A 21,869-nucleotide genomic window follows, 5' to 3' on the forward strand; every position below is an offset into this window, starting at 1 on the left:
CGCTGGAGCGCCCAAAACGCGAAAGGAAAAAGCCACCACTTGACCCATCCCTGCACCGCGGGGCACCATATCCACCCGGGTCACTTCTCGATGAAAATCCCGGGTCAACTCTCAGCGGAAATCAACATCCACAGTGCATTGAGGGAGGTTGGATATGTGGATCATCACGAAAATCGGCTTTTTTTCAGTCGTGGAGAAGCCCGAGGATGCAGAAGGAGGCAATCTCACCATCCGTTCCCGTGTGCGATCAGACCTCGAAAACCTGCGTGATCGCTATCTTCCCGATATGGGTGAAATCGGTGACAGCACGGCAAGTGACTACAGGTTCAGGGCTGTCGCACCTCGGGATGCTGTGTCTGCTGCTATGGCTGCGCTTGTGGCTGGAATCGACTATTCCAACTTTAAGTCGGCAGTTTCCGTTACCCAAGGTTATGGCCGTGCAGAGGTATACGGCCACGTCTGGGGAGAGCTTTATCGCCTTCAGAGTGGTAGGTTTGAAGCGCCAGCAGACGATCCACGAATGATTTGAAAGGGAGAACCGCATGACCACCAAGCGCACCAGCGGGATGTTGATCAGGAACTGCCAGTTCGCCTTCAAATGCGATGCGGTGTGGGAAAATTTGGAGCAGAAGCGGAGCAAGAAAATCCGCTTCTGCAACGCATGTGAAAAGAATGTCTACCTGTGCGATGGTGATTATGAGTTGGCTGAAAAAATAAGGCAAAACAAATGTGTAGCTATCGATAGGTATGGGGAGCGGTTGCTGGGGGCAGCATTGCACCCGGTCGATTTTGAGCGTTGAGGTCTGGTTGCGCAATGGCTAAAGTGGCTACGCCAAATCACGATTTTAGAAATTGACTTCTCACTATTTTTGAAGGCAATTACGTGAATAATATCAGATTCAAGTCAATAATGTTCTTGGGCGGCTTATCTGTGCCGAACACTGCTTACGCCTATTGCGTCATGCCCAGCGTAAGCTACGACAAATTCCAAAGCGCTCTCGCTTGGGCAAGTTATGAGAATTGCGTTCAGCAAGAACGACAAGGTGAGCAGCAGCGTTATCTTGCAGAACAGCAACGTCAGCAGATGGAGCGTCAGCGCCAGCAAATGGAGCTTCAACGACGGCAGATGGAAGCTCAAACGCTTGAGATGCAGCGCCAATCTCGCATTCAGGAGCAACAGTTGCAAACCCAGCAGAGGCAGCTTGAATCTCAGAAGCAGATGCAGAGTTATTCTGCTGCACCTTCAAATGTTGTAGGGCTTAATGCCTATATTTTTGAATTATCAAAAAAATACAACGCTCAGCTACCGTTGCAATTTGATAATGTTACTAAGCTTATTCGTGTTGATGCTGGAAATAGCACTCTAACGATGGTTCATCAAATATCATATGAGGTTGATACGCAGGATCGCATCAACACTATGGCTTCGATTATAGGGCCTAAAGCTTGCAGTGATCCAGAGACGCTGCGAAATATTAATGTATATCGTGTGAAATATGTTTATCGATATTTTATGCCATCTGGGCGAAATTTTGATATTTTCATGAATCCCGGTTCTTGCTGATATATCTGCATCTCACCCACAAAAATCCACAAGGCACCATATCCCCGCTGGGGTACCGTCTAGGCCATCGCCGTTTGACTGACCTGCACCATATCCTCGCCGTCTGCCGATCCCGCTCCGAATCAGCGTTATCGAGATGTAGGTTATGCAGGGCAATCGATCATGTCACCGGGAATGGCATGGGATAGGCGAAGCAGTGATGGCCCTGCTCTCTTCCCAAGGGTGACCACGATGGCTACAAATAACCCTATGGGTAAAGGCTTTGGCCTTCGCATCGTGGAGACTGAGAGCATATGAACGTCCCAGTCAGCAGGGTGCTTCTAGCGACGTTGATGATCGCCACGACTGCGGCACCGGAGCCAACGTTTGCTCAGTCAATGTTGGCGGGAAAACAAGCTGATCCGCAACCACAGGACGAGGTGCGAGAAGGCCCTTGGGAAGACTACTCCCCAGATGCTTGGTGGATTGTCTACGTGAAACCGGGGTCACTTGAAACATATGCCATAAGAAACAAGGACTTCGGAACTGGCAATGTGTTTTTCGGTCTGGGAGGGCAAGGGGTAAGGATTTGGGTCAAGGGAAACCATAAATCCAATCCAGCCGTAGCTTACCGGAAAACGATGACCCTCTATCGCTTCCTGTGTCAGTCGAAAGTTTACGCAAAGGATCAGTTCATAGCTTCCACCTCAAATGGCAGGATTATTCAATCTTGGCAGCGTGGTGGCAAATTTCAGGCATGGGTCCCTGATAGCCTTGAGGAAGCTGTTGCTGATCATGTTTGTCGATCTGGAACAGATCGTTGAATTCTGATCATCGACCACCTTACAGAGAATGGGGCGATGGAACCTAAGCGTCTGTATGAGTCGCCATTCACCGATCTGGACGATCAAGGTGTGGGTGGCCTGTTCCCACAGGCTGATGTGCTTCAGATTGTGAGTGTGCTGAATGATGTGAAGCTTAAGGCTGCGGCTTAGGGTTTGGTGTGAAGCGTGGAGAGTGGGGTTGCAGCCTCGGGGTGGCGTTTTGCAGCCTAGGAGGAAGTTTTGAAGCCTAGGGGTGTTGCTTCGCTAAGCGAAGGAGGCGTTTTGAAGCTTCTGTGGAGCTACCATTTGACGGTCACGCCGCCCAAGTTCGACCTACGACGTACCACCTTGCGGTCACCCTGAAAGTGAGAACCCGCCCCCTGCCAAACTACTGATTAAATGGAATTAATTTCTGCTGAAGCGGACTGGCATCCACCAGACTTTTGAAGCCTATATGAAGCCTGAAAGCGGAAAATGGCTTTGGGAGAGGCTGCAAAACTCTCCTAAGCCATTGAAAATAATGGTGAGCCCTGCTGGGTTCGAACCAGCGACCTACTGATTAAAAGTCAGTTGCTCTACCGACTGAGCTAAGGGCCCACACGCAATCGGGATGCGACGCACCTACGGACCGCGCGGGGCTGGGTCAAGCGGGCGTGGAGGTGGCGGATGGTGCATGTCCCCATGGGATCGCGCCATTGCGGCGCAACCTTGACGGCGGGGGTGAGGACGAAAGCGCGGGTGCGGAAGCGGGGGTGCGGGATTGTCAGCGTTTTGGTGCGCCAGGCGCCGCCACTCCACAGCACGATATCGAGATCAAGGGTGCGCGTCCCCCAGCGCTGGCCGCGGCGGACGCGGCCGAAGCGGGTTTCGATGGTTTGCAGCAGAGCGAGCAGCGCGGGCGGCGCAAGCGGCGTGGCGATGCGCGCAGCCCCGTTGGCATAGCGGCGGCGCGAGGGACCGACGGGAGCGCTCGTGATGAAGTGCGAGACAGCTTCCACCGTCAATCCTTCCTGCGCCAGCGCGGCAAGCGCAGCGGCGAGGACTTGCGGCGGGGAGCCGTGGCGCTGGTGCCGCTGGTTCGAACCCAGCGCGATCAGGTAGCCCCACACGGAACCGGGGGGCCGGTCAGATATCTTCGGCAAGGCGCGTATAGAGCTGCGGGCGGCGATCGCGGAAGAAGCCCATGCCGGCGCGGTGGCGCGCGGCTTCGGCAAGATCGAGCGTGGCGGTGAGGACGCCGGTTTCCGCAGCGCTGAACTCCGCGAGGAAATCGCCCCATTGATCGGCAATGAAGCTGTGGCCGTAGAACCGCTGGGGAGGCGTCCCGCCCACGCTCTCGCTGCCGATGCGGTTGGCCGCGATCACCGGCATGCAGTTCGAAACCGCATGGCCAAGCATCGCGCGGCGCCAGACGCGGCTGGTATCGAGGTTCGGATCGTAAGGTTCGCTGCCGATGGCGGTGGGATAGAACAGCACTTCGGCGCCCATCAGCGCCATGGCCCGCGCGCATTCCGGGTACCACTGATCCCAGCACACGCCGACGCCGATGCGGGTGCCAAACAGGTCCCACACCTTGAAGCCGGTGTTCCCGGGGCGAAAATAGTACTTTTCCTCATAACCCGGGCCGTCCGGGATATGGCTCTTGCGATAAGTGCCCATGATCGCGCCATCCGGCCCGATCATCGCCAGCGTGTTGTAGTAATGATGTCCCTCGCGCTCAAAGAAGCTGGTGGGGATGGCGATCTTGAGGCTGCGGGCGAGCGCCTGCATGGCCTTGACCGACGGGTCTTCGCCGAGCGGATGTGCGAGGGAAAACAGCGCCTCGTCCTCGATCGTGCAGAAATAGGGGCCGGCGAACAGCTCTGGCGGGAGGACGATCTGCGCGCCTTGCCCGGCAGCTTCTTCCACCAGCGCGCTGACAGCGGCGATGTTGGTCTGCGCATCGGGAGCGCCAAGCGCGAGCTGGAGGGCGGCGACGGTGAGCTGGGTCATGCGCGGGACTTGGGGGGCCTCGGCGGGATTGTCAAAGGGTAGCACTAACCCCGGGGCGATCCCGGGGGTTGGCGCACCAAACGGGTATCAGGGCCGCTTGGCGAAAAGCAGCGTCATGCGGTCGCTTTCGCCGATGGCTTCATACTTGGCGCGGTCCTTGTCTTTCAGGGCGAGGACGGGCGGCAGGGTCCACACGCCGTTCGGCCAATCCGCCGTATCCTTGGGGTTGGCGTTGACTTCGCTCTTGGCGACAAGGCGGAAGCCGTGCGCTTCGACGAGCGCGATCACATCGGCCTCGCGCATGTAGCCGTTGATGCCGAGGGTATAGTTCGCCGGGGCATCCGGCTTGGCGCGGTGTTCCTCGATCCCGAGGAGGCCATCGGCCTTGAGCAGGCTGCGGATCGCGGCGAGATCGTTGTAGAGGTAGCCATCGGGCCACATGTTGTGGAGTTCGCGCATGATCAGCACACGGTCGACCGTGCCCTTGCGTTCGGCAGGGATTGCATCAAGCGTATAGGCGGGGATGCGGTTCGCCGTCAGGCCCGTCCAGCCGGCGGCTTTTTCCGGGAACTGGGCGGGGAACGCGGCCAGGCGATCACGGGTTTCGCCAGAGGCAGCGGCGAGACCGGCGGTTATGCCGATATACTGCCCCTTTTCAGCGAGATAGGGGGCAAGCACGCGTGTGTACCAGCCCGACGAGGGCATATAGTCTGCCACAACCATATCCGGCTTGATGCGGAAGAAGGCCAGTGTTTCGGCGGGATGGCGGAAGGCGTCGCGCACGCGGTCCTTGTCGCGCCGGGGATCGGCGAGGACTTTTGCCATGGCGGGATCGGTCGCGCTCACCGCAGGCGCTTCGGGTGCGGCGCTGATCGCGGAAGGAATCGCAGCCGCAGCAGCGAGCAGGAGAGCGGGGAGGAAGGCGGCCTTGCGCATGATGGTACTCCGATGGCGACTCGGTGTGTTTTCCCACCAGCCTATGCGGGCAGGAGGCGATGACAACCGCGTCTGTCGTGCCTATTTGCGGTTGCAGGCATAGGGGACTTGACCCCCGGAAGACAAGGATAACGCGAATGGCGCAGGCAATCATGGCGGGCGGATGCTTCTGGTGCACCGAGGCGGTGTTTCGCGACGTGATCGGGGTGATCGCCGTGGAAAGCGGCTACATCGGCGGCACGGTGCCCGATCCGACCTACAAGGCGGTGTGCAGCGGGACGACGGGCCACGCCGAGGCGATCCGCGTGACCTATGATCCGGCGCTGCTGTCGCTCGATGATCTGCTCGACATCCACTTCGCCACGCATGACCCGACGACGCTGAACCGGCAGGGCAATGACGTGGGCACGCAGTATCGTTCAGCCCTGTTCCCGGCCGATGCGGAGCAGCGCGCGTCGATGGAAGCGGCGATTGCGCGCGCGCAGGCGGCAAGCGCGAAGCCGATCGTGACGGTGATCGAGGGCGAGGATGGCGCAATGCCGATCTGGTATCCGGCGGAAGATTATCATCAGGAGTATTGGCAGGGCGAAGGCCAGCGCAATCCCTATTGCCTCGCGGTGATCCCGCCCAAGCTGCAGAAGCTGCGCAAGAGCTTTGCCGCCAAAGTGAAGCCGGGGTGATCAGGGCGTGATCAGCGACGCGGCCTTCAACGCGTTTTGCGCCAGCCTGCCGGGCACCACCTATGCCTGCCAGTGGGGCGGGGCGCATGTGTGGAAAGTGGGCGGCAAAGTCTTCGCCATCGGCGGCTGGAACCCCGATGGCGTGGGCATCACGTTCAAGGTCAGCGAAATCACCTTCGAGGTGCTGAAGGACAGCCCGGGACTGCGCCCGGCCCCCTACATGGCCTCACGCGGGTTGTTCTGGCTCCAGTATCATGATCCGGCGGCGATGGCCGATCAGCAGGTGCTGGATCACGTGCGGGAATCCTACGAGCGTGTCACCGCGAAGCTTCCGCGCAAGACGAGAGCGGCGTTGAATCTCTTGCTCGCGTGAGAGGTCCGCCCCCTACTTGCCCCACATCGCCGCGAAAAAGCCATCGATGCCGCCCGCTTCGGCAAGCATCCCCGGATCGCTGCGAAACCAGCCTTCCGGCGTGGGGGTCAGGCCCTCAGGCAGTTGGTCGGCCGTGATGGCGACAGGCCCGAGCGCCTTGACCCACGAGGCCTGCGCTTCGCCCTCGCCCGGTTCCAGCGAGCAGACTGCATAGACAAGGCGGCCATCGGCGCGAATCGCGCCCGAAGCGCGTTCGAGGAGGCCGCGCTGGAGGTCTTCGAGGGCGGGCTGGTCGATCAGGCGGTGAAGCACATCCGGGTGACGGCGGCAGGTGCCGGTGGCGCTGCACGGCGAGTCGATCAGCACCGCGTCATAAAGTTCGGTCGGGCGCCACTGCATCGCGTCTGCGGTGACGACATCGACTTCGAGGCCAACGCGCGCAACATTTTCGCTCAGGCGTTCAAGGCGGCGCGCGGACTTGTCGAGCGCGGTGACCTTCCATCCGGCGGCGGCGAGCTGCATGGTCTTGCCGCCGGGCGCAGCGCAGAGATCGAGGACGCGGCGGCCTTCACCCGGCCCCAGCAAGCGCGCGGGCACGGTGGCGGCGAGATCCTGCACCCACCATGCGCCCTCGGCGAAGCCTTCGATGCCCTCGACCGAACCCGCGCGCGCCAGCCGGACATGGCCGGGGGCGAGCGAAACGCCGCCGAGCCGCTCGGCCCATTCAGCGGTGCGGGCGGGATCGCGCAGCGAAAGATCGAGCGGCGGCGGCACGGCAAGGCCAGCGGCGATGGCGTCCACACGGTCAGGCCAGGCTGCGCTCCAGCGGGCAAGCACGGCTGCGGGCAGGGTGGGCGCAGCAGGCAGGCCATCTGTGCGCAGTACGGCGGAAAACACCCCGTGCGCGAGGCGGCGCGGACCACCGGTGAGGAGCGGCAGGCCCGTGGCGATCACTGCGTGCGGCGGCAGGCCGAGCCGCAGCGCCTGCGCCAGCATGAGCCTCAGCACGCTGCGCGCCTTGGCGTCTTCCGGCAGGATCTGGCGGGTAGCGCCATCGATCAGCCGATCGAGGTCCGGCAGCCAGCGCAGCGCTTCGGCAGCGATGGCGAGTGCGAGGGCGCGGTCATCCCCGCGTTCGATCGCGCGCAGTACCGGCGGTGCGGCCTGATCGAGTGGATCGCCCCGGCGCAGCACGGCATCGAGGAGGCGCAGCGCGGCGCGGCGGGCGGGAACGCCGGGGAGTTCGTCTGTTACAGGGGGGCGGGCCATCAGGAGCCTATCGCGCGCGGTGCCCCCTTTGGCAATTGCGCATTGCGTCCGCGCGCGGCAGGAGAGGCCCATGGAAAAAGCGATCCCTCGCGCGACCAAGCGGCCCGCCACCTTTGCCCGGCCCGAACATTGGTCCACCGATCCTGCACCGCAACCGCGTGAAGCGGAAAAGCGCGATGATCCCGACGGCCTTGACCCCACGCGCTTTGGCGATTGGGAACGCAACGGGATCGCGATTGATTTCTAGCGTTCCCGATTGATCAGATCGCGGCGACAGACCTCGAGCGCAGCAAGCGCGAACGGCACCACGACCAGAACGCCGGCAAGGCCGATCCGCAAGTTGGCACCGAATGCGCCGGAAATCTTTCCGGCGGCATAAGGCCCGAGTGCAAGCCCCAGCATCGTTGCGAACAGGAAGAACGCAGCCGTCGCCGTGGCCCGGGTTGCCGCGGGCACGATGTTGACGATCGTGCCGGCAGCCCCACCAAGCGCGCAGCTGGCCAGAAACCACATCGGGAAGACGCAGAAGTAGACGACCGTGAGCGAATGCGTGCCCAGCATGATGGCGTTGGGCACCAGCGACGCGAGCAATGATACGCTGACGACGATAATCCGCCGCGAGTGGAGGCGGTCTCCCGCAAGCTTGTCCCCCAGCGCGCCGCCGGCAATCACGCCAAGCGCGCCGCCAACCGCCGCCGATCCGCCGACGATGAGCGCCACCGCCCCCGCCGAGGCCCCGAACTCCCGGATCACCAGCGATGGCCCGAAAGCCGAATTGGCATACGTGATCACGCACATCAGGCCATAGCCCAGATTGAGGCCAACCACCGACTTGGATGCCCAGATGACGCTGAAGGCTTCGGGATCATCATGCCGCAGGGCAACGGCCCAGGAGGCAATCGCATACGTGCCGATGCCCAGCGCGATCCATTGCGCCGGATCGCCGATCACGAACGACAGCACCGTGCCGACAACGGCCAGTCCCGCGGCGATGGCCAGATTGCCGATCAGCGCCGCGCTGCCGCACTTGGCCGCAGCAAGCAGCGTGAAGGGCGGGACAATCGCCGCAAGATCGCGCACGAAAGCATTGAGCGTCGCAGGCTGCTGCACAGGACGCGGAGCACCATCAGCCGGAGGCGCTTCGAAGCGGCCGCGCACCGGTTCCCTGAGGCTGCGCACCCACAGGGCAAGGGCAAGGCCCGGAAGCCCCACGGCGAGGAAAGCCGCCTGCCACCCGGCAAGGCCAAATGGGCGCTCGCCCAGCGCGAAGGCGTGGTTCCAGCCGCCCGCGATCGCCGTCCCGATGTAAAGCGAGAAGCCCCCGCCAAGGTAGATCCCCGACGAGAAGATCGCCACTGCGGTCGCGCGGCGGTGCGCGGGGAAATAGTCTGCCAGCAGCGAATAGGAACACGGACCAGCCGTCGCCTCACCCACGCCGACGCCGATGCGGGCGGCACCAAGCTGCCAGAAGCTGCGCGAAAGGCCGGAAAGCGCGGTCATCACCGACCACAGTGCAAGGCCGGAGGCCAGAACGCTGGTGCGCGTGGCGCGGTCCGCCAATTTCCCGAGGGGAATGCCGAACAGCGCATAGAACACACCGAAGGCGGTGCCATAGAGGAAGCCGAACTGGGCGTCTGAAATGCCGAGGTCGTGCTTTATGTCCACCGCGAGGATCGTAAGCAGCTGACGATCCACGAAATTGATGATGTAGACGATGACCAGGACAAACAGCGCATACCAGCTGTAGCGGTCAACGCCGAACCATTGCTTCGGCTTATCCGTCATCTCCATACTGCGTGCCATCCTCTATCCCGGCTGCATCGAATCCCGCGCGCCGCAGACGGCAGCTGTCGCAGACGCCACAGGCCCGGCCGTCGGGCAGCGGATCGTAGCACGACCAGCTGGCCCCCGGATCGAGCCCGAGACGGGCTGCTTCTTGCGCGATTTCGCTTTTCTTGAGGTGTTGGAGCGGGGCGTGGACCCGCACGGTACCGCCTTGATCGCCCAGCTTGGTCGCAACCCGTGCCAGCGCTTCAAAGCCGCCAATGAATTCCGGTCGGCAATCGGGGTAGCCCGAATAATCGAGCGCGTTCACGCCGATGAACAGATCGCCGGACCCTGCCGCTTCCGCCCAGGCCAGCGCCAGCGACAGAAACACGAGATTGCGCGCGGGGACATAAGTGACCGGGATATCGTCCCCCACCCCATCCTTGGGCACCGCAATGTCAGCCGTCAGGGCCGATCCGCCGAACTGGCGCAGATCGAGCGGCAGGACCAAGTGCCGCTCGACACCGAGCGTTGCGGCGATAGCGCGCGCTGCATCGATTTCGACCCGGTGGCGCTGATTGTAGTCGATCGTGAGGGCGAGAACGCGAAACCCCTGCTCCTGCGCGAGGGCCGCGCAGACCATCGAATCGAGCCCGCCCGAAAGCAGGACGACGGCAAGAGGGGCTTGTTCGGAAACGGCTTTTGCGACCATCCCACAGAGCTAGAGGCATGGATCGCCCGTGGCAATCCTCGTCACGCGATTGGCTGTCCAGCGCAGCTCAGGACGCGCAAGCCCCCACGCGCCGCACTTCGGCGCGCATGTTGAACGGCAGCCCTTGCGCGATGCCCTGCGTTTCCAGCTGAACGAGCTGCGCGCTTTCGAAACGCACCGATGTCTGGCCATAGCCGTTGCCCGGGCAGGTGTAGTGCACTGTCACCGCATCGGCAGTATCCTGCACGGCAAAGCTGCGGCAGGATTCGCGCATGTGCCGGATCTGGATCAGCCGGCGCCCGTTCTCGATGCAGAGCCGACTGCGACCACCCGCTAGATCGCGATCCCGCACTTCCCATTGGCCCGGCTGGAGATGATCGAGCATCGCGAGCGAAGGGCGCTGGGCGGTCAGCGCGGGCGCCGCGAAAGCCAGCAGCGCGGTGGCGCTCCTCCCCACCAACCGACGCTGCCGGGGTGATGCGAAACGGGACAGTCGGCGCAGCAAGCGGTCCATCGGGCAGGCGCGTCCATCAGCGGCGCTCAGGCACCATGCCCGAACAACCTGTCAGCAATATAGTCGCAAACTTGGCTGCGTTAAAGTGTACTTGGTGCGCGACGAACCGATTCCGCCCATTCAATCGAGTTCAATTTCGAACACCCGCGAACAGAATGCACAATCAACCAGGATCTGCCCCTCCTCGTTGCGCATCTCTTCGCGCTCGGCTTGTCCGAATCGCGAGAGGACCGAGCGGTAGTACTCGCTCGTGCAGCGGCAGCCCTTGGTGATCCGCGCGCCCTGATCAACGCGAACTTCGCGCTCCTCGTGAAACAGCCGCCACAGCAGGCTTTCGAGATCGAGCGCCGGATCGACCAGTTCCGGCGACGAAATCGCCCCGCCCATGATCCGCATGTGCTCCCATTCGGGGTGATCAAGCTGAACGTGGAGGCGCTCGCGCCCTTCCTCGCCTTCGGGCAGGTGCTGGATCAGCAGGCCGCCTGCCACGCAGCCAGCGGCATCGCTGCGCACACCAACCCGGATCAGCGTGGGGATCTGCTCGGACTGGACGAAATAGCTCTCGCAGGCGGCGGCGAGCGTTTCCCCTTCAAGCGGAACAATGCCCTGATAGCGCTGGCCCGACGTGGCGAGATCGAAAGTGATCGCAAGATAGCCACTGCCGAACAGCGCATGCAGCGTCGGGCTCGGGCCAAGCTCGTCAAGCCGCGCCCGATCGAACCGCGCATAGCCGCGCACTTCCCCGCCGCGATAATCGCACACCAGCAGATCAACCACGCCGTCCTGCGTCTGCGCCTGCATCGTCAACTGGCCCTGCTCATCCTTGAGCAGCGCGCCGAGCAAGGCTGCCAGCACCAGTGCTTCAGCCAGCAAGTGCCGGATCGGTGCCGGATAGGAATGGGCGGCAAGCACCGAATCGAGCACCGGGCCAAGCCGCACCACGCGCCCACGCGCATTGCGGTCGGGCACAGTGAACGCCAGAACCTGATCGAAGCCGGTCGATCCGGCAGGCTCGGAACCCTCCTGCATGGTCAGATCTGCCCGAAGGCCCAGCGCAGAATCGCCTTCTGCGCATGGATGCGGTTCTCCGCCTCGTCCCACACCACGGATTGGGGGCCGTCGATCACTGCGTCGGTCACTTCCTCGCCGCGATGCGCGGGCAGGCAGTGGAGCAGCACGGCATCGGGCTTCGCCAGCGCCAGCAACTCCGCGTTGACCTGGTACGGGCTCATTGCCGCCAGCTTCGCCTCGGCATGGGCCTGACCCATCGAGATCCAGGTGTCCGTCACCACGACATCCGCCCCGCGCACTGCTTCCGCCGCATTGCGATGAATGTCGATCCGGGCACCGCCGGCGCGCGCCGCGGCGATGAAACCGGGATCGCTGTCATAGCCCTCGGGCACGCCGATGCGGACGTTGAACTTCATCAGCCCCGCCGCCTCGACGAACGAGTTGAGCACGTTGTTGCCGTCGCCCAGCCACGCCACTTCAAGGCCCGGCAGCGCCTTGCCGTGTTCCAGCAAAGTCTGCAGGTCGGCCGCGATCTGGCATGGGTGCGAAAGATCGGTCAGGCCGTTGATCACCGGCACGCTGGCATAATGCGCCAGTTCTTCCAGCTTGGCGTGATCATCGGTGCGCAGCATGATGGCATCGGCCATGCGGCTGAGCACCCGCGCCGTATCCGCGATCGTTTCCCCGCGCCCCAGCTGCGTGGTGCCGGCATCGAGCACGATGCTGCTGCCACCGAGTTGGCGGATACCGATGTCGAACGAAACGCGCGTGCGGGTCGAGTTCTTCTCGAACACCATCGCCAGCACCCGCCCGGCGAGCGGCGCATCGGCATCGGGCAGGCCCTTGGGAAGCCCCCGCCGCGCCGCCTTGCGGTCCATCGCATCGCCGAGGATCGCCGCCAGCGCATCGCCGCCGGCATCGCTCAGGCTGAGGAAGTGGCGGGTCATGCCGGCTGCGCTTCGAGAGCGTAACTGGCCGTGGCCGCCGAGAGCTTCTCCATGAATTCGTCCATATGGCTATCGTCGATTACCAGCGGCGGCAGGACACGGAAGGTCATGTCGCCAGCAGCCACCGTCAGCAGCTGGTGGTTGTCGCGCATGTGCGCCACGAAAGCGCGCGGCTCGATCTTCATCTTCACGCCCAGCATCAGCCCGCGCCCGCGCACGAGCTCGAACATGTCCGGGTAGTTGCCGATGAACTGCTCCAGCCGGCTGCGCAGGCGCTCGCCCTTGGCCTTGACCTCGGCGAGGAAAGCGGGCTCCGCCACCACATCGAGCACGGCTTCGGCGGCGGCCATGGCCAGCGGATTGCCGCCATACGTGCTGCCATGCGTGCCAAGGCCCATGCCGCGCGCTGCCTTCTCGCTCGCAAGGCAGGCGCCGAGCGGGAAACCGCCGCCGATGCCCTTTGCGCTCGCCATGATATCGGGCACGACGCCGTACTGCTCATACGCATAGAGATCTCCGGTGCGCGCCACGCCGCACTGCACTTCGTCGAAGATCAGCATGAGATCATGCTCATCGGCAAGATCGCGCAGACCCTGCAGGAATTCGGGCGAGGCATCGCGAATGCCGCCTTCGCCCTGAATCGGCTCGACCAGGAAGCCCGCCGTATTCGGGCCGATGGCTGCCCGTGCTCCTTCGAGATCGTCGAAATCGACATACCGGAAGCCTTCGAGCAGCGGCATGAAGCCCTTGTGCATCTTCTCCTGATTGGAGGCGCTGATCGTGGCCATCGTGCGGCCGTGGAACGCATTCTTGAACGTGATCAGCTCGAACCGGTCGGTGTTGCCGGCGTGCTGGTGATAGGCGCGCGCGGTCTTGATCGCGCATTCCACCGCTTCCGCGCCCGAATTGGTGAAGAACACGGTATCGGCAAAGGTCAGGTCGACAAGGCGCTGCGCAAGGTGTTCACCCTGCGGGCTGCCATAGAGGTTGGACACGTGCATCAGCGTCGCCGCCTGCCGCTGGATCGCGCCGATCAGGTGTTCATTGCTGTGCCCGAGCAGGTTGACCGCGATGCCGCTGGCGAAATCGAGATAGCGCGTGCCGTCTTCGCTGATCAGATGGCAGTGCTCTCCGCGCACCGGACGCACGCCGCACCGGGGGTAGACGGGCATCAACGGGGTGATCGACATGACACGGTTCCTTCCTGCTTCGGCTCCCATCTGGCCGGGAGTATTGGCGTAAACGACAAATGGCGACCCGGGAGGGCCGCCACTTGCGAATTTCAGCGATGCAAGCCTGCGGCCGAAGGGCTACAGGGAATGCACCAATCTCAGTCTTGTCGGGGCACCAGGTTGACAGCCGAGTGCTTGCCGCGGCGATCAACCTCAAGGTCGAACTCAAGCTTGTCGCCTTCGTTCAGCTCGCGCATGCCCGAACGCTCGACCGCGCTGATGTGCACGAAGGCGTCCGGCTGGCCGTCATCACGCGTGATGAAGCCGAAGCCCTTCATCGCATTGAAGAACTTGACCGTACCAGTCGCCTTTTCGCCCGTCAGCGAACGCTGCGGGGCTGCGGGCTTGGCCGCAACCGCGATCACGTCGCCAACCACCTGAAGATCGGCTGCCGAAACCTTGCCGCCGCGATCGACGAGGTTGAATTCGAGCTGCTGGCCCTCTGCAAGGCCCTCAAGCCCGGCACGCTCGACCGCGCTGATGTGAACGAACACGTCCTCACCGCCGTCTTCACGCTGAATGAAGCCGAAGCCCTTCTGGGAATTGAAGAACTTGACGACACCCTTGCCGGTGCCAACGACCTGTGCCGGCATTCCGCCGCCACCACCGCCGCCGCCGCGCGGGCCGCCAAAGCCGCCGCCACCGCCGCCGCGCGGGCCGCCGAAGCCACCACCACCACCACCGCCGCCGAAGCCGCCACGATCGCCGCCGCCGAATCCGCCGCGATCACCGCCGCCGAAACCGCCACGACCGCCACCGCCGCCGTAGCCGCCGCCACCACCGCCGCGGTCAAAACCGCCGCCGCCGAAGCCACCACCGCCGCCGCCGTAGGGGTCGAACCCGCCTTCGTCACCGAAACCATCGCGCTTGTCGCGTCCGCGACCCCGCCGCCCTCTGTCAAAACCCATAAAAACCAATAAACCTTCGTTCCGCCCCTGCTTTCCTGGGTGCCGCAGGCCGGACGCGGTTGCCGGCGGCACAACAAGGGAAATGCGCGAGACTCTGCCCGCCTGATCCTCTGCACCAGACACTATAACCAAGAAAAGCGTCCAGCGCGAACGGATTCGTTGTTTGGCGCAACCGGCTACAGGATCAGTGTGGCCATTCTGCCATGTTCGTGCGGCCCTTGCCCTTGGCAGAGGGTTTGGGCAAAGCATCCGACATGCATTTGCTAACCCTTCTGGCAGACCCTTCGGCCTGGGCCGCGCTTGTCACGCTGGTCCTGCTCGAGATCGTGCTGGGCATCGACAACCTGATTTTCATCGCGATTCTTTCTAACAAGCTGCCCGCCCACCAGCAGGCGCGCGCGCGGCGCATCGGCCTGCTGCTCGCGCTCGGCTTGCGGCTGGGGCTGCTGACGCTGATCGGCTGGATCGTGACGCTCACCACGCCGCTGATCGACCTTGGCATTGCCGGCAGCGCGGGTGAACATGGCGAACCCTTGTTCGAAACCGCCCTGTCCGGGCGTGATCTCATCCTGATCGTCGGCGGCATGTTCCTGCTGTGGAAGGCGACCAAGGAAATCCACGACACCATCGATCCCGAACCCAGCGGCGAACTGCTCGATCACAAGGGCCACACCGCTGTCGCCGCCGCCCATTTCGGCACCACGATCGTGCAGATCATCGCGCTCGATCTGGTGTTCTCGATCGATTCGATCCTGACGGCGGTCGGCATGACGGACGAGATCGCGATCATGATCACCGCCGTGGTCTTTACCGTCGGCCTGATGATGATCGCAGCCGATCCGCTGGCGAAGTTCATCGAGCACAACCCGACGCTGGTGATGCTCGCGCTCGCTTTCCTGATGATGATCGGCCTCGTCCTGCTGGCCGATGGCTTCGGGGTTCATATCCCGAAGGGCTACATATATGCCGCGATGGGCTTCTCGGTCTTTGTCGAGCTGCTCAACATCATCGGCCGCAATCGCCGGACCCGCCGCAAATCCGCCGCATAGCCGGACCGCACCACACACCACCAACCAGAGGCTGCCCCCATGTTTCGCAAGATCGACGACAAGACATTCGCCAGCCCGCAGATCGAAGTGGCAGACGTGGCCGAGGCCGCCGCGCTCGGGATCGGCATGATCATCAACAACCGCCCCGAAGACGAATCGCCAGACCAAACGGCGGGCGCGGAGATCGAAGCCGCAGCGCAGGCCGCCGGGATCGCCTATGTCGCCATTCCCGTGACCCACGCGGGCTTTTCGATGCCGCAAGTCGAAGCGATGCAGGCCGCGCTGGCCGCAGCGGGCGACAAGCCAGTCCTCGCCTATTGCCGCTCGGGCACCCGGTCGACCCTGCTTTGGGCGCTCACTCAGGCGCGCATGGGCATGGCGCCCGAAACCATCGCCGCCCATGCTGCCGGTGCGGGCTATGATGTCGGCCCGATCATGCCGCAGCTCGATATGCTCGCCGCACAGGCACGCTGAAACCCACCCCCGCGACCAAGACCAACCACCATGTCTGCGCTCACCGCAATGCTGGATCACCCCGGAGCCACGATGGCCCTACAGGCGGCTGGCTCGCTCGTCTCCGTCCTGCTCGTCTTCGTGCTCGTCCGTGCTCTGGGCCTCGGCCATGATGTGCGCATCGCCGACGCAGCCGAAGCGCGCGCCCTTGCCGAACAGGCGCACTGCGGCTTCGATCCGGTCGAGATCGCGCTGGACCGCGCCCGCATCGGCTCGCTGCTCCGCAATCGCGCCGGTGAGGTCATGCTGATCCGCCGCCACGGCGCACGCTTTGCTGCACGCGTCCTCACCAGCCACGCCGGAGCCCGCCTCGATCGCAGCTTCCTCACCCTCTCCAGCGAGGATCCCCACTTCGGCAGCATCACGCTTGATCTGGGCGAACAGGCGCAAGTCTGGGCGGCCAGCCTGCGCCGATTGGAAGCACGCGCATGAACGATACCCTATCAACGCTCCTAGCCGAGCTCACTGGTGCGCTCAGCCAGCCGATCACCCATCCGATCGATGTAATCGCTTATGCCGTGCCCGCCTTCATCGCGCTGATCCTGATCGAGATCGCATGGGCTCGCCGCCATGCGCCCGATGCCTACGAGCCGCGCGACATGCTAACTTCGCTGCTCATGGGCCTTGGCAGCACCATCGCCGGAGCGCTGGTTGCGGGCGCAATCTACGCGGCGGCGACATGGCTCTACGCGCACCGTATCGCCACCGTGCCGTATGCGTGGTGGTCGTGGCTGGCCGTGCTGCTGCTCGATGATTTCAACTACTACTGGGCGCACCGCACCGGGCACCGGGTGCGCTGGTTCTGGGCGGCGCATGTCAACCACCACACCAGTCAGCACTACAACCTCAGCACCGCACTGCGGCAGACCTGGACCGGCTTCTTCGCGCTTTCCTTCGCGTTCCGCATCTGGCCAGCGTTCTTCGGCGTGCCGCCCGAAATGCTGCTGACCGCAGGCGCGATCAACACCGTCGGCCAGTTCTGGATCCACACCGAAGCCGTGCGCCGGATGCCAACATGGTTCGAATGGGTATTCAACACCCCCTCGCACCACCGCGTCCACCACGCGACCAATCCGCTCTATCTCGATCGCAACTTTGCCGGCGTGTTCATGATCTGGGACCGGATGTTCGGCACCTTCCAGCCCGAACTGGACGAGGAACCTGCGCGCTACGGGGTGATCCGCCAGCTGGGCACGTTCAACCTCCTCCACAGCGTGTTCCACGAATGGAAGGGGATGCTGCAGGACTTCGCCGCCGCCCCGCTGCGCCACAAGCTCAGCTATCTCGTCCGCGAACCCGGCTGGAGCCACGATCGCAGCCGCGAGAGTTCGGACACGATCCGTGCCCGCTGGCAGGCGCGCAATGGTACGCTATCGCCCGATCAGCCCCAGTGCATGGCGGATGAAGGCATCGCGGTCAGCCACCCATAGCGCCTCGTCCGAAAGGCGCGGGTTCACGTAAGTCCAGCCGTCTGCCGAATAGACTTTGGCAAACGTGCCCCGCGTACCGAACGCCAGCGAAACCACGCGCTGTTCGCTGCGCGTGGTGAAGCCTTCGCCTACGATGGTCGCCGTCCCCGGCTCGAACCCGCGTCCCCACGGGCGCAGTGCGAAGACATAGGGTTCACTCCGGAAGCTGCGCACATCGGTGTTGAAGAACACCGACAGGTAAACCCGATCGAGCACCCCCAGCGCGGCAGGCGGCATCTGCCAATCCGGCCGCGCAATCACCGGCCAGGGATAGTGCTGCGGATTGCCGTAGAGAATCTCGCTGCGCAGATCGACCAGCCCTTCGCGCGGCTCCTGCGGCATCGGCATCCGCTCGATCCTCAGATTGTTGGCCCAGGTAAACCCGAAGGAAGACGCATCGATCAGCGGCATCGCGGAGGGCGAACCGCGCCCCGGCGCGTTGGAGACGGTCACGTTCTCGTAGATGCGCAGATAGGCCTTGTCCTTCAGCTGGTGCCCGCTCGCCACGTTGCTCCAGCCCTGCTGCCCCTGCCAGCGCACATTGCGGAAATGCGAAACCAGCGTGCCGTTGATGTAGGTGCTGTGTTCCTGATCGGCATTGGTGCCGACATTGCCGGCGATCTCGCTGTCCTCGATATAGAGCATGGTCTCCCCGCTCGGCGCGAAGATCGCATTCTTGCCGCCGAAGATCTTCGAACGGCGCACCACGGCGGTAAACAGGCCCGGCGGCGCGCCCCCATAGGTCTCCAGATGCACGGCCCCCATCGGCTGGATCGCCCCGGGGAAATCGAGCTCGATGTCGCGCATCTCAAAGTGGATGCGGTTCTGCTGCATCTCCAGCGCACGCATCGGCAGCGCCGCCCATTCGCTGCCGGTGCGGAACGTCACCCGCTCGCCGGGGATTGAAGACCGGAAAATGTACTGCGTGCCGTTGGTGCTGCCCACAATGTTCGGCAGGCTCGGCGCAAAGGGATAGACACACGGCCGCCCCATGCGGTCGCGCGCCTCATAGACGAAATCCCACCCGCCCTCGGCCCGGCCATAAAGCGAGGCGGCATCATTGCCCTGATAGACCTCGCGCCCCGCCGCCTGCGAGGCATCGCACTTCACGAAGAACCGGTTGGCCGGGCGGCGCAGGCCCTGCATCGGCATGTAGAAGGGATAGCTCGCATCGCGCGCGGCAAAATCGGAAGGGCTTTGCGGTGCGGGCAATTCGGGCGGAACGACGGGCTGGAGCGGCGGCTGCGCGGGAGCGGGAGCCGCGCGCTGCGGTGTGCCCCGCGCCGCCGTCTGCGCGTTCGATTCGCCGCTCATGCCGCTGCAGCCGATCACCCCCAGCAAGGCGGCACTCGCCGCCAGTGTCAGGGTCAGTCCCGGTCTTGCCATCCGTCCCGCCATGCGGAGCACCTCGCGCTGGTCATACGACGCAAATGGTCGATGGCCCGGTGCTTAAGCGCCGCAGGGTTAAGGGGCCGATAATCCGCCAGCCCCGTCTCAGGCGCAAGGCATCTGCTGGCTGGAACAATGGAAGCCCCCGCCGCCTGCCAGCACCGCATCGGCCATCAGCCCGATCACCGCATGGCCGGGAAACAGCTCCGCAATCGCCGCCACGCCGTCATCATCATGCTGCGTTCCAAACACCGGTACGATCACCACCTTGTTGGCGATGACGAAGTTCATGTAGCTCGCCGGCTGGATCACCCCGCCCCATTCGACATGGCCGGGCGAGGGCACTTCGACCACCTCGACACCGAAATCGCGCGCCCGCGCCGCCGCATCGGCATAGATTGCGGCATTGGGATCGCCCGGCCCGGTCGCACGCGGCAGCGCCAGCCGGTTCGGCCCGACAAACCGCGCCAGATTATCGACATGGCCATCAGTATGATCGTTGATCAGCCCGTCACCCAGCCACAGCACGCGGGTCTGGCCCAGATCGCGCGCCAGCCGCGCTTCGAGATCGGCCTTGGTCAGAGCGGGATTGCGGTTGGGATTGAGCAGGCACTGCGCCGTCGTCGCCACCAGCCCGGTGCCATCGCCGTCGAGCGCGCCGCCTTCCAGAATCCAGTCGCAGCGATCCGCGTCCAGCCCCGCGCTCGCCGCCAGATCCGCGCCGATAGCTTCGTCTCCCGGCATCAGATACTTGCCGCCCCAGCCATTGAAGCCGAACAGCCGCGCCCGGCGCTCACCAGTCTGCGAACCTTCTGGGCCGCACACCACCAGCGGACCGGTATCGCGCAGCCACACATCGCCATAGACCCGCCGTTCGAGCTTCACCGCGCCCGATGCGAGGCTCCGCGCGCGCATTTCATTGGCCGCATCGCGCACGATCAGGCGCACTTCCTGTCCGCTCTCGGCCACGGCGCTGGCGAAGGCGGCGATCTGCACCTGTGCGGCCTCGATCACGCCCGACCATTCGTCCGCCAGATGCGGAAAGCCGATCCAGAGCCAGTCCTGCGGATGCCATTCCGGCGGCATCCGCAGCGCGGTGTCGGTCATCGTTTCCGTTCCTTACTTCGCGGCCGCTGCGGCGCGGCTCTTGTCGCGCACCGCCCGGAACTCGTCGGTCGGGTGCCAGTTCGGCCATGCGCTGCTGTTCGCCAGTTCGCGGCCCAGCCGGTAGAACAGCTTCACATCCTGCACCATGCCAGAGATGTCCCAGCTTTCCTGATACTGATCGCTCGGCTGGTGATAGCGCACGTTCACATAGTCGTCCGAAGCCGCCTGCCCCGCCGCCTTGCCGCCGTTCACAAGATCGGTGCCCCGGCCCACATCGAACATCGGCACGCCCCGCTTGGCGAGGCTGAAGTGGTCCGAGCGGTAGTAATGCCCGCGCTCGGGATGTTCCTCGGGCGCTTCCGAAAGCCCCATCTCGCCTTCCACCTTGCGCAGGATCGCGGTCAGCTCGGATTTGTCGCCGCCGGTCACGGTGATGTCCTTGGCCGGGCCGCCCACGGACAGCGCATCCATGTTTACCCCGCCCACGGTCTTCGCCAGCGGGAACACCGGGTTCTGCGCGTAGTATTCCGAACCGAGCAGCCCCGATTCCTCCAGCGTCACCGCCAGAAACACCTGACTGCGCGCGGCCGGTTTGGCCGCCGCATTCATCTTGGCCAGCGCCGCCAGCGCCGCCACGCCGGTGGCGTTATCCACCGCGCCGTTGCAGATGTCATCGCCCGTCGCATCGGGCTTGCAGCGGCCAAGGTGGTCCCAGTGCGCGCTGTAGAGCACATACTCATCAGGACGATTCGTGCCCGGCAGAATGCCGATCACGTTGTGCGAATTGGCCTTTTCGATCGTGTTGTCGAATGAAAGGCTGGCCTTCAGCCCCAGCGGCACCGGCTTAAAGCCCTTGGTCTGCGCCGCCGCTGTCAGCGCCGCCAGATCCTGCCCCGCCGCCTTAAGGATCGCTTCGGCCACCGGCTTCTGGATCCACCCGTTCGCCGCCGTCTGGTCTGCGCCGTCATTGGCGGTCTGCACGAAATGCTGCGCGCCAGACCAGCTCGATTCGACCACCTGCCAGCCATAAGCTGCCGGGAACGTGTCATGGATGATCAGCGCGCCCGTAGCGCCCTGCCGCGCAGCTTCCTCGAACTTGTAGGTCCAGCGCCCGTAATAGGTCATGCGCCGCCCGCGAAACGGCCCGTCCTCACCTGCCATCGCATAGTCCGGATCGTTGACGAGGATGACCGCCGTCTTCCCCTTCATGTCGATCCCGGCATAATCGTTCCAGCCCAGCTCCGGCGCGTTGATGCCATAGCCCACGAACACCAGCTCGCTGTCTTTCACTTCGGTGTGCGGCGTGATCCGGTAGCTGCCCGAAACGAACTCGCTCGAAGGCTGGAAAGTCAAGGTCTGCGCCGCGCCGGTCACCACCAGCGGGCTGCGGTTGATGCCGGTGATCGTCGCAGTGGGTACATCCTGCAGCCAGGTCGGCTTGCCATCGGTGCCCTTGTTCCCCGGCTGAAGCCCGGCAGCCTTGAACCGCGCAATGATCGCATCCAGCGTCTTGGGCTCCGCCGCCGTTCCCGGCCCGCGCCCTTCGTATTCGTCGGACGACAGCGTGCGGATCGTCTCGCGCAGCAAGGTTTCGTCCACCCGCGGCACGGCGGGCGCGGCCATGCTTGCCGCCA

The 21,869-nt window shown here is 63.8% G+C and carries 26 protein-coding genes and 1 tRNA gene; 12 read left to right on the top strand and 15 right to left on the bottom strand.

Annotation, left to right across the window (positions count from 1 at the left end):
* The first annotated feature begins 154 nt into the window (after nt 1-154).
* From CFE35_RS19005 to CFE35_RS22560, 5 genes are all read left to right on the top strand, one after another.
* Nucleotides 155-529 carry a hypothetical protein gene (locus CFE35_RS19005; protein ID WP_292933055.1) on the top strand — a complete coding sequence of 125 codons (375 nt, stop codon included), beginning with the start codon at nt 155-157 and terminating at the stop codon, nt 527-529.
* 13 nt (nt 530-542) lie between these two features.
* Nucleotides 543-800, top strand: coding sequence for a hypothetical protein (locus CFE35_RS19010; RefSeq protein ID WP_292933056.1), 258 nt, complete (start codon nt 543-545; stop codon nt 798-800).
* Nucleotides 801-883: 83 nt separating this feature from the next.
* The gene (locus CFE35_RS19015; RefSeq protein ID WP_292933057.1) at nt 884-1,564 is read left to right on the top strand and encodes a hypothetical protein; all 681 of its coding nucleotides are present in this window, start codon (nt 884-886) and stop codon (nt 1,562-1,564) included.
* A 332-nt stretch (nt 1,565-1,896) separates the two neighbouring features.
* Nucleotides 1,897-2,367, top strand: coding sequence for a hypothetical protein (locus tag CFE35_RS19020; protein ID WP_292933058.1), 471 nt, complete (start codon nt 1,897-1,899; stop codon nt 2,365-2,367).
* Between the two features lie 9 nt (nt 2,368-2,376).
* Nucleotides 2,377-2,538, top strand: coding sequence for a hypothetical protein (locus tag CFE35_RS22560; protein ID WP_366557166.1), 162 nt, complete (start codon nt 2,377-2,379; stop codon nt 2,536-2,538).
* 350 nt (nt 2,539-2,888) lie between these two features.
* Here the strand turns inward: CFE35_RS22560 and CFE35_RS19025 are convergent.
* From CFE35_RS19025 to CFE35_RS19040, 4 genes are all read right to left on the bottom strand, one after another.
* Nucleotides 2,889-2,964: transfer RNA gene (locus CFE35_RS19025), tRNA-Lys, on the bottom strand.
* Complete coding sequence (folK, locus tag CFE35_RS19030) at nt 2,955-3,509, bottom strand: 2-amino-4-hydroxy-6-hydroxymethyldihydropteridine diphosphokinase (RefSeq protein ID WP_292933059.1); 555 nt, start codon at nt 3,507-3,509, stop codon at nt 2,955-2,957. The genes CFE35_RS19025 and folK overlap by 10 nt, the downstream gene beginning before the upstream one ends.
* Nucleotides 3,493-4,359 carry an N-carbamoylputrescine amidase gene (aguB, locus tag CFE35_RS19035; protein ID WP_292933060.1) on the bottom strand — a complete coding sequence of 289 codons (867 nt, stop codon included), beginning with the start codon at nt 4,357-4,359 and terminating at the stop codon, nt 3,493-3,495. Before aguB ends, folK begins: the two co-directional genes overlap by 17 nt.
* An 87-nt stretch (nt 4,360-4,446) precedes the next feature.
* Nucleotides 4,447-5,295, bottom strand: coding sequence for a methyltransferase (locus CFE35_RS19040; protein WP_292933061.1), 849 nt, complete (start codon nt 5,293-5,295; stop codon nt 4,447-4,449).
* Nucleotides 5,296-5,432: 137 nt separating this feature from the next.
* On the opposite strand from CFE35_RS19040, the gene msrA reads away from it, so the two are divergent.
* A complete protein-coding gene (gene msrA / locus CFE35_RS19045; protein ID WP_292933062.1) occupies nt 5,433-5,975 on the top strand; it encodes a peptide-methionine (S)-S-oxide reductase MsrA in 543 nt (180 codons plus the stop codon).
* Between the two features lie 7 nt (nt 5,976-5,982).
* On the top strand, nt 5,983-6,348 hold the full coding sequence (locus tag CFE35_RS19050; protein ID WP_292933063.1) for an MmcQ/YjbR family DNA-binding protein: 366 nt from the start codon (nt 5,983-5,985) through the stop codon (nt 6,346-6,348).
* Between the two features lie 12 nt (nt 6,349-6,360).
* Here the strand turns inward: CFE35_RS19050 and CFE35_RS19055 are convergent, their stop codons facing one another.
* Nucleotides 6,361-7,617 carry a methyltransferase domain-containing protein gene (locus CFE35_RS19055; protein WP_292933065.1) on the bottom strand — a complete coding sequence of 419 codons (1,257 nt, stop codon included), beginning with the start codon at nt 7,615-7,617 and terminating at the stop codon, nt 6,361-6,363.
* A 70-nt stretch (nt 7,618-7,687) separates the two neighbouring features.
* Between CFE35_RS19055 and CFE35_RS19060 the strand changes: the two genes are divergently transcribed.
* A complete protein-coding gene (locus CFE35_RS19060) occupies nt 7,688-7,864 on the top strand; it encodes a DUF1674 domain-containing protein (RefSeq protein ID WP_292933067.1) in 177 nt (58 codons plus the stop codon).
* Here CFE35_RS19060 and CFE35_RS19065 read toward each other — a convergent pair.
* The 7 genes from CFE35_RS19065 to CFE35_RS19095 form a co-directional block, all read right to left on the bottom strand.
* Nucleotides 7,861-9,408 (bottom strand): MFS transporter, encoded by a 1,548-nt coding sequence (locus CFE35_RS19065; RefSeq protein WP_292933069.1) that lies wholly within the window; start codon nt 9,406-9,408, stop codon nt 7,861-7,863. The two genes, CFE35_RS19060 and CFE35_RS19065, sit on opposite strands and share 4 nt — an antisense overlap.
* Nucleotides 9,392-10,096 (bottom strand): 7-cyano-7-deazaguanine synthase QueC, encoded by a 705-nt coding sequence (gene queC, locus CFE35_RS19070; RefSeq protein ID WP_292933071.1) that lies wholly within the window; start codon nt 10,094-10,096, stop codon nt 9,392-9,394. The genes CFE35_RS19065 and queC overlap by 17 nt, the downstream gene beginning before the upstream one ends.
* Before the next feature lie 67 nt (nt 10,097-10,163).
* Complete coding sequence (locus CFE35_RS19075; RefSeq protein ID WP_292933073.1) at nt 10,164-10,553, bottom strand: DUF3617 family protein; 390 nt, start codon at nt 10,551-10,553, stop codon at nt 10,164-10,166.
* Between the two features lie 177 nt (nt 10,554-10,730).
* Nucleotides 10,731-11,639, bottom strand: a complete 909-nt coding sequence (locus CFE35_RS19080; protein ID WP_292933075.1) for an Hsp33 family molecular chaperone HslO — start codon at nt 11,637-11,639, stop codon at nt 10,731-10,733.
* Between the two features lie 2 nt (nt 11,640-11,641).
* Nucleotides 11,642-12,568: an ornithine carbamoyltransferase gene (gene argF, locus CFE35_RS19085; RefSeq protein ID WP_292933076.1), complete on the bottom strand. Its 927-nt coding sequence runs from the start codon at nt 12,566-12,568 to the stop codon at nt 11,642-11,644.
* Nucleotides 12,565-13,758 carry an aspartate aminotransferase family protein gene (locus CFE35_RS19090; protein WP_292933078.1) on the bottom strand — a complete coding sequence of 398 codons (1,194 nt, stop codon included), beginning with the start codon at nt 13,756-13,758 and terminating at the stop codon, nt 12,565-12,567. Before CFE35_RS19090 ends, argF begins: the two co-directional genes overlap by 4 nt.
* A 140-nt stretch (nt 13,759-13,898) precedes the next feature.
* Nucleotides 13,899-14,708: a cold-shock protein gene (locus CFE35_RS19095; protein ID WP_292933080.1), complete on the bottom strand. Its 810-nt coding sequence runs from the start codon at nt 14,706-14,708 to the stop codon at nt 13,899-13,901.
* A 254-nt stretch (nt 14,709-14,962) separates the two neighbouring features.
* On the opposite strand from CFE35_RS19095, the gene CFE35_RS19100 reads away from it, so the two are divergent.
* From CFE35_RS19100 to CFE35_RS19115, 4 genes are read left to right on the top strand one after another with little or no spacing between them, the layout of a single operon-like run.
* Nucleotides 14,963-15,757, top strand: a complete 795-nt coding sequence (locus CFE35_RS19100) for a TerC family protein (protein WP_292933082.1) — start codon at nt 14,963-14,965, stop codon at nt 15,755-15,757.
* Between the two features lie 39 nt (nt 15,758-15,796).
* Nucleotides 15,797-16,231 carry a TIGR01244 family sulfur transferase gene (locus CFE35_RS19105; protein WP_292933084.1) on the top strand — a complete coding sequence of 145 codons (435 nt, stop codon included), beginning with the start codon at nt 15,797-15,799 and terminating at the stop codon, nt 16,229-16,231.
* A 30-nt stretch (nt 16,232-16,261) separates the two neighbouring features.
* Nucleotides 16,262-16,702 (top strand): hypothetical protein, encoded by a 441-nt coding sequence (locus CFE35_RS19110; RefSeq protein WP_292933085.1) that lies wholly within the window; start codon nt 16,262-16,264, stop codon nt 16,700-16,702.
* Entirely contained in the window at nt 16,699-17,700 is a 1,002-nt protein-coding gene (locus tag CFE35_RS19115) for a sterol desaturase family protein (protein ID WP_292933087.1), read from the top strand. Before CFE35_RS19110 ends, CFE35_RS19115 begins: the two co-directional genes overlap by 4 nt.
* Here the strand turns inward: CFE35_RS19115 and CFE35_RS19120 are convergent.
* From CFE35_RS19120 to CFE35_RS19130, 3 genes are all read right to left on the bottom strand, one after another.
* A complete protein-coding gene (locus tag CFE35_RS19120; protein ID WP_292933089.1) occupies nt 17,641-19,125 on the bottom strand; it encodes a hypothetical protein in 1,485 nt (494 codons plus the stop codon). The two genes, CFE35_RS19115 and CFE35_RS19120, sit on opposite strands and share 60 nt — an antisense overlap.
* 108 nt (nt 19,126-19,233) lie before the next feature.
* Nucleotides 19,234-20,235: an agmatine deiminase family protein gene (locus CFE35_RS19125; protein WP_292933091.1), complete on the bottom strand. Its 1,002-nt coding sequence runs from the start codon at nt 20,233-20,235 to the stop codon at nt 19,234-19,236.
* 12 nt (nt 20,236-20,247) lie between these two features.
* A complete protein-coding gene (locus CFE35_RS19130) occupies nt 20,248-21,858 on the bottom strand; it encodes a M28 family metallopeptidase (protein ID WP_292933242.1) in 1,611 nt (536 codons plus the stop codon).
* Between the last annotated feature and the right edge of the window lie 11 nt (nt 21,859-21,869).

The sequence above is a fragment of the Novosphingobium sp. PASSN1 genome, assembly GCF_002278815.1.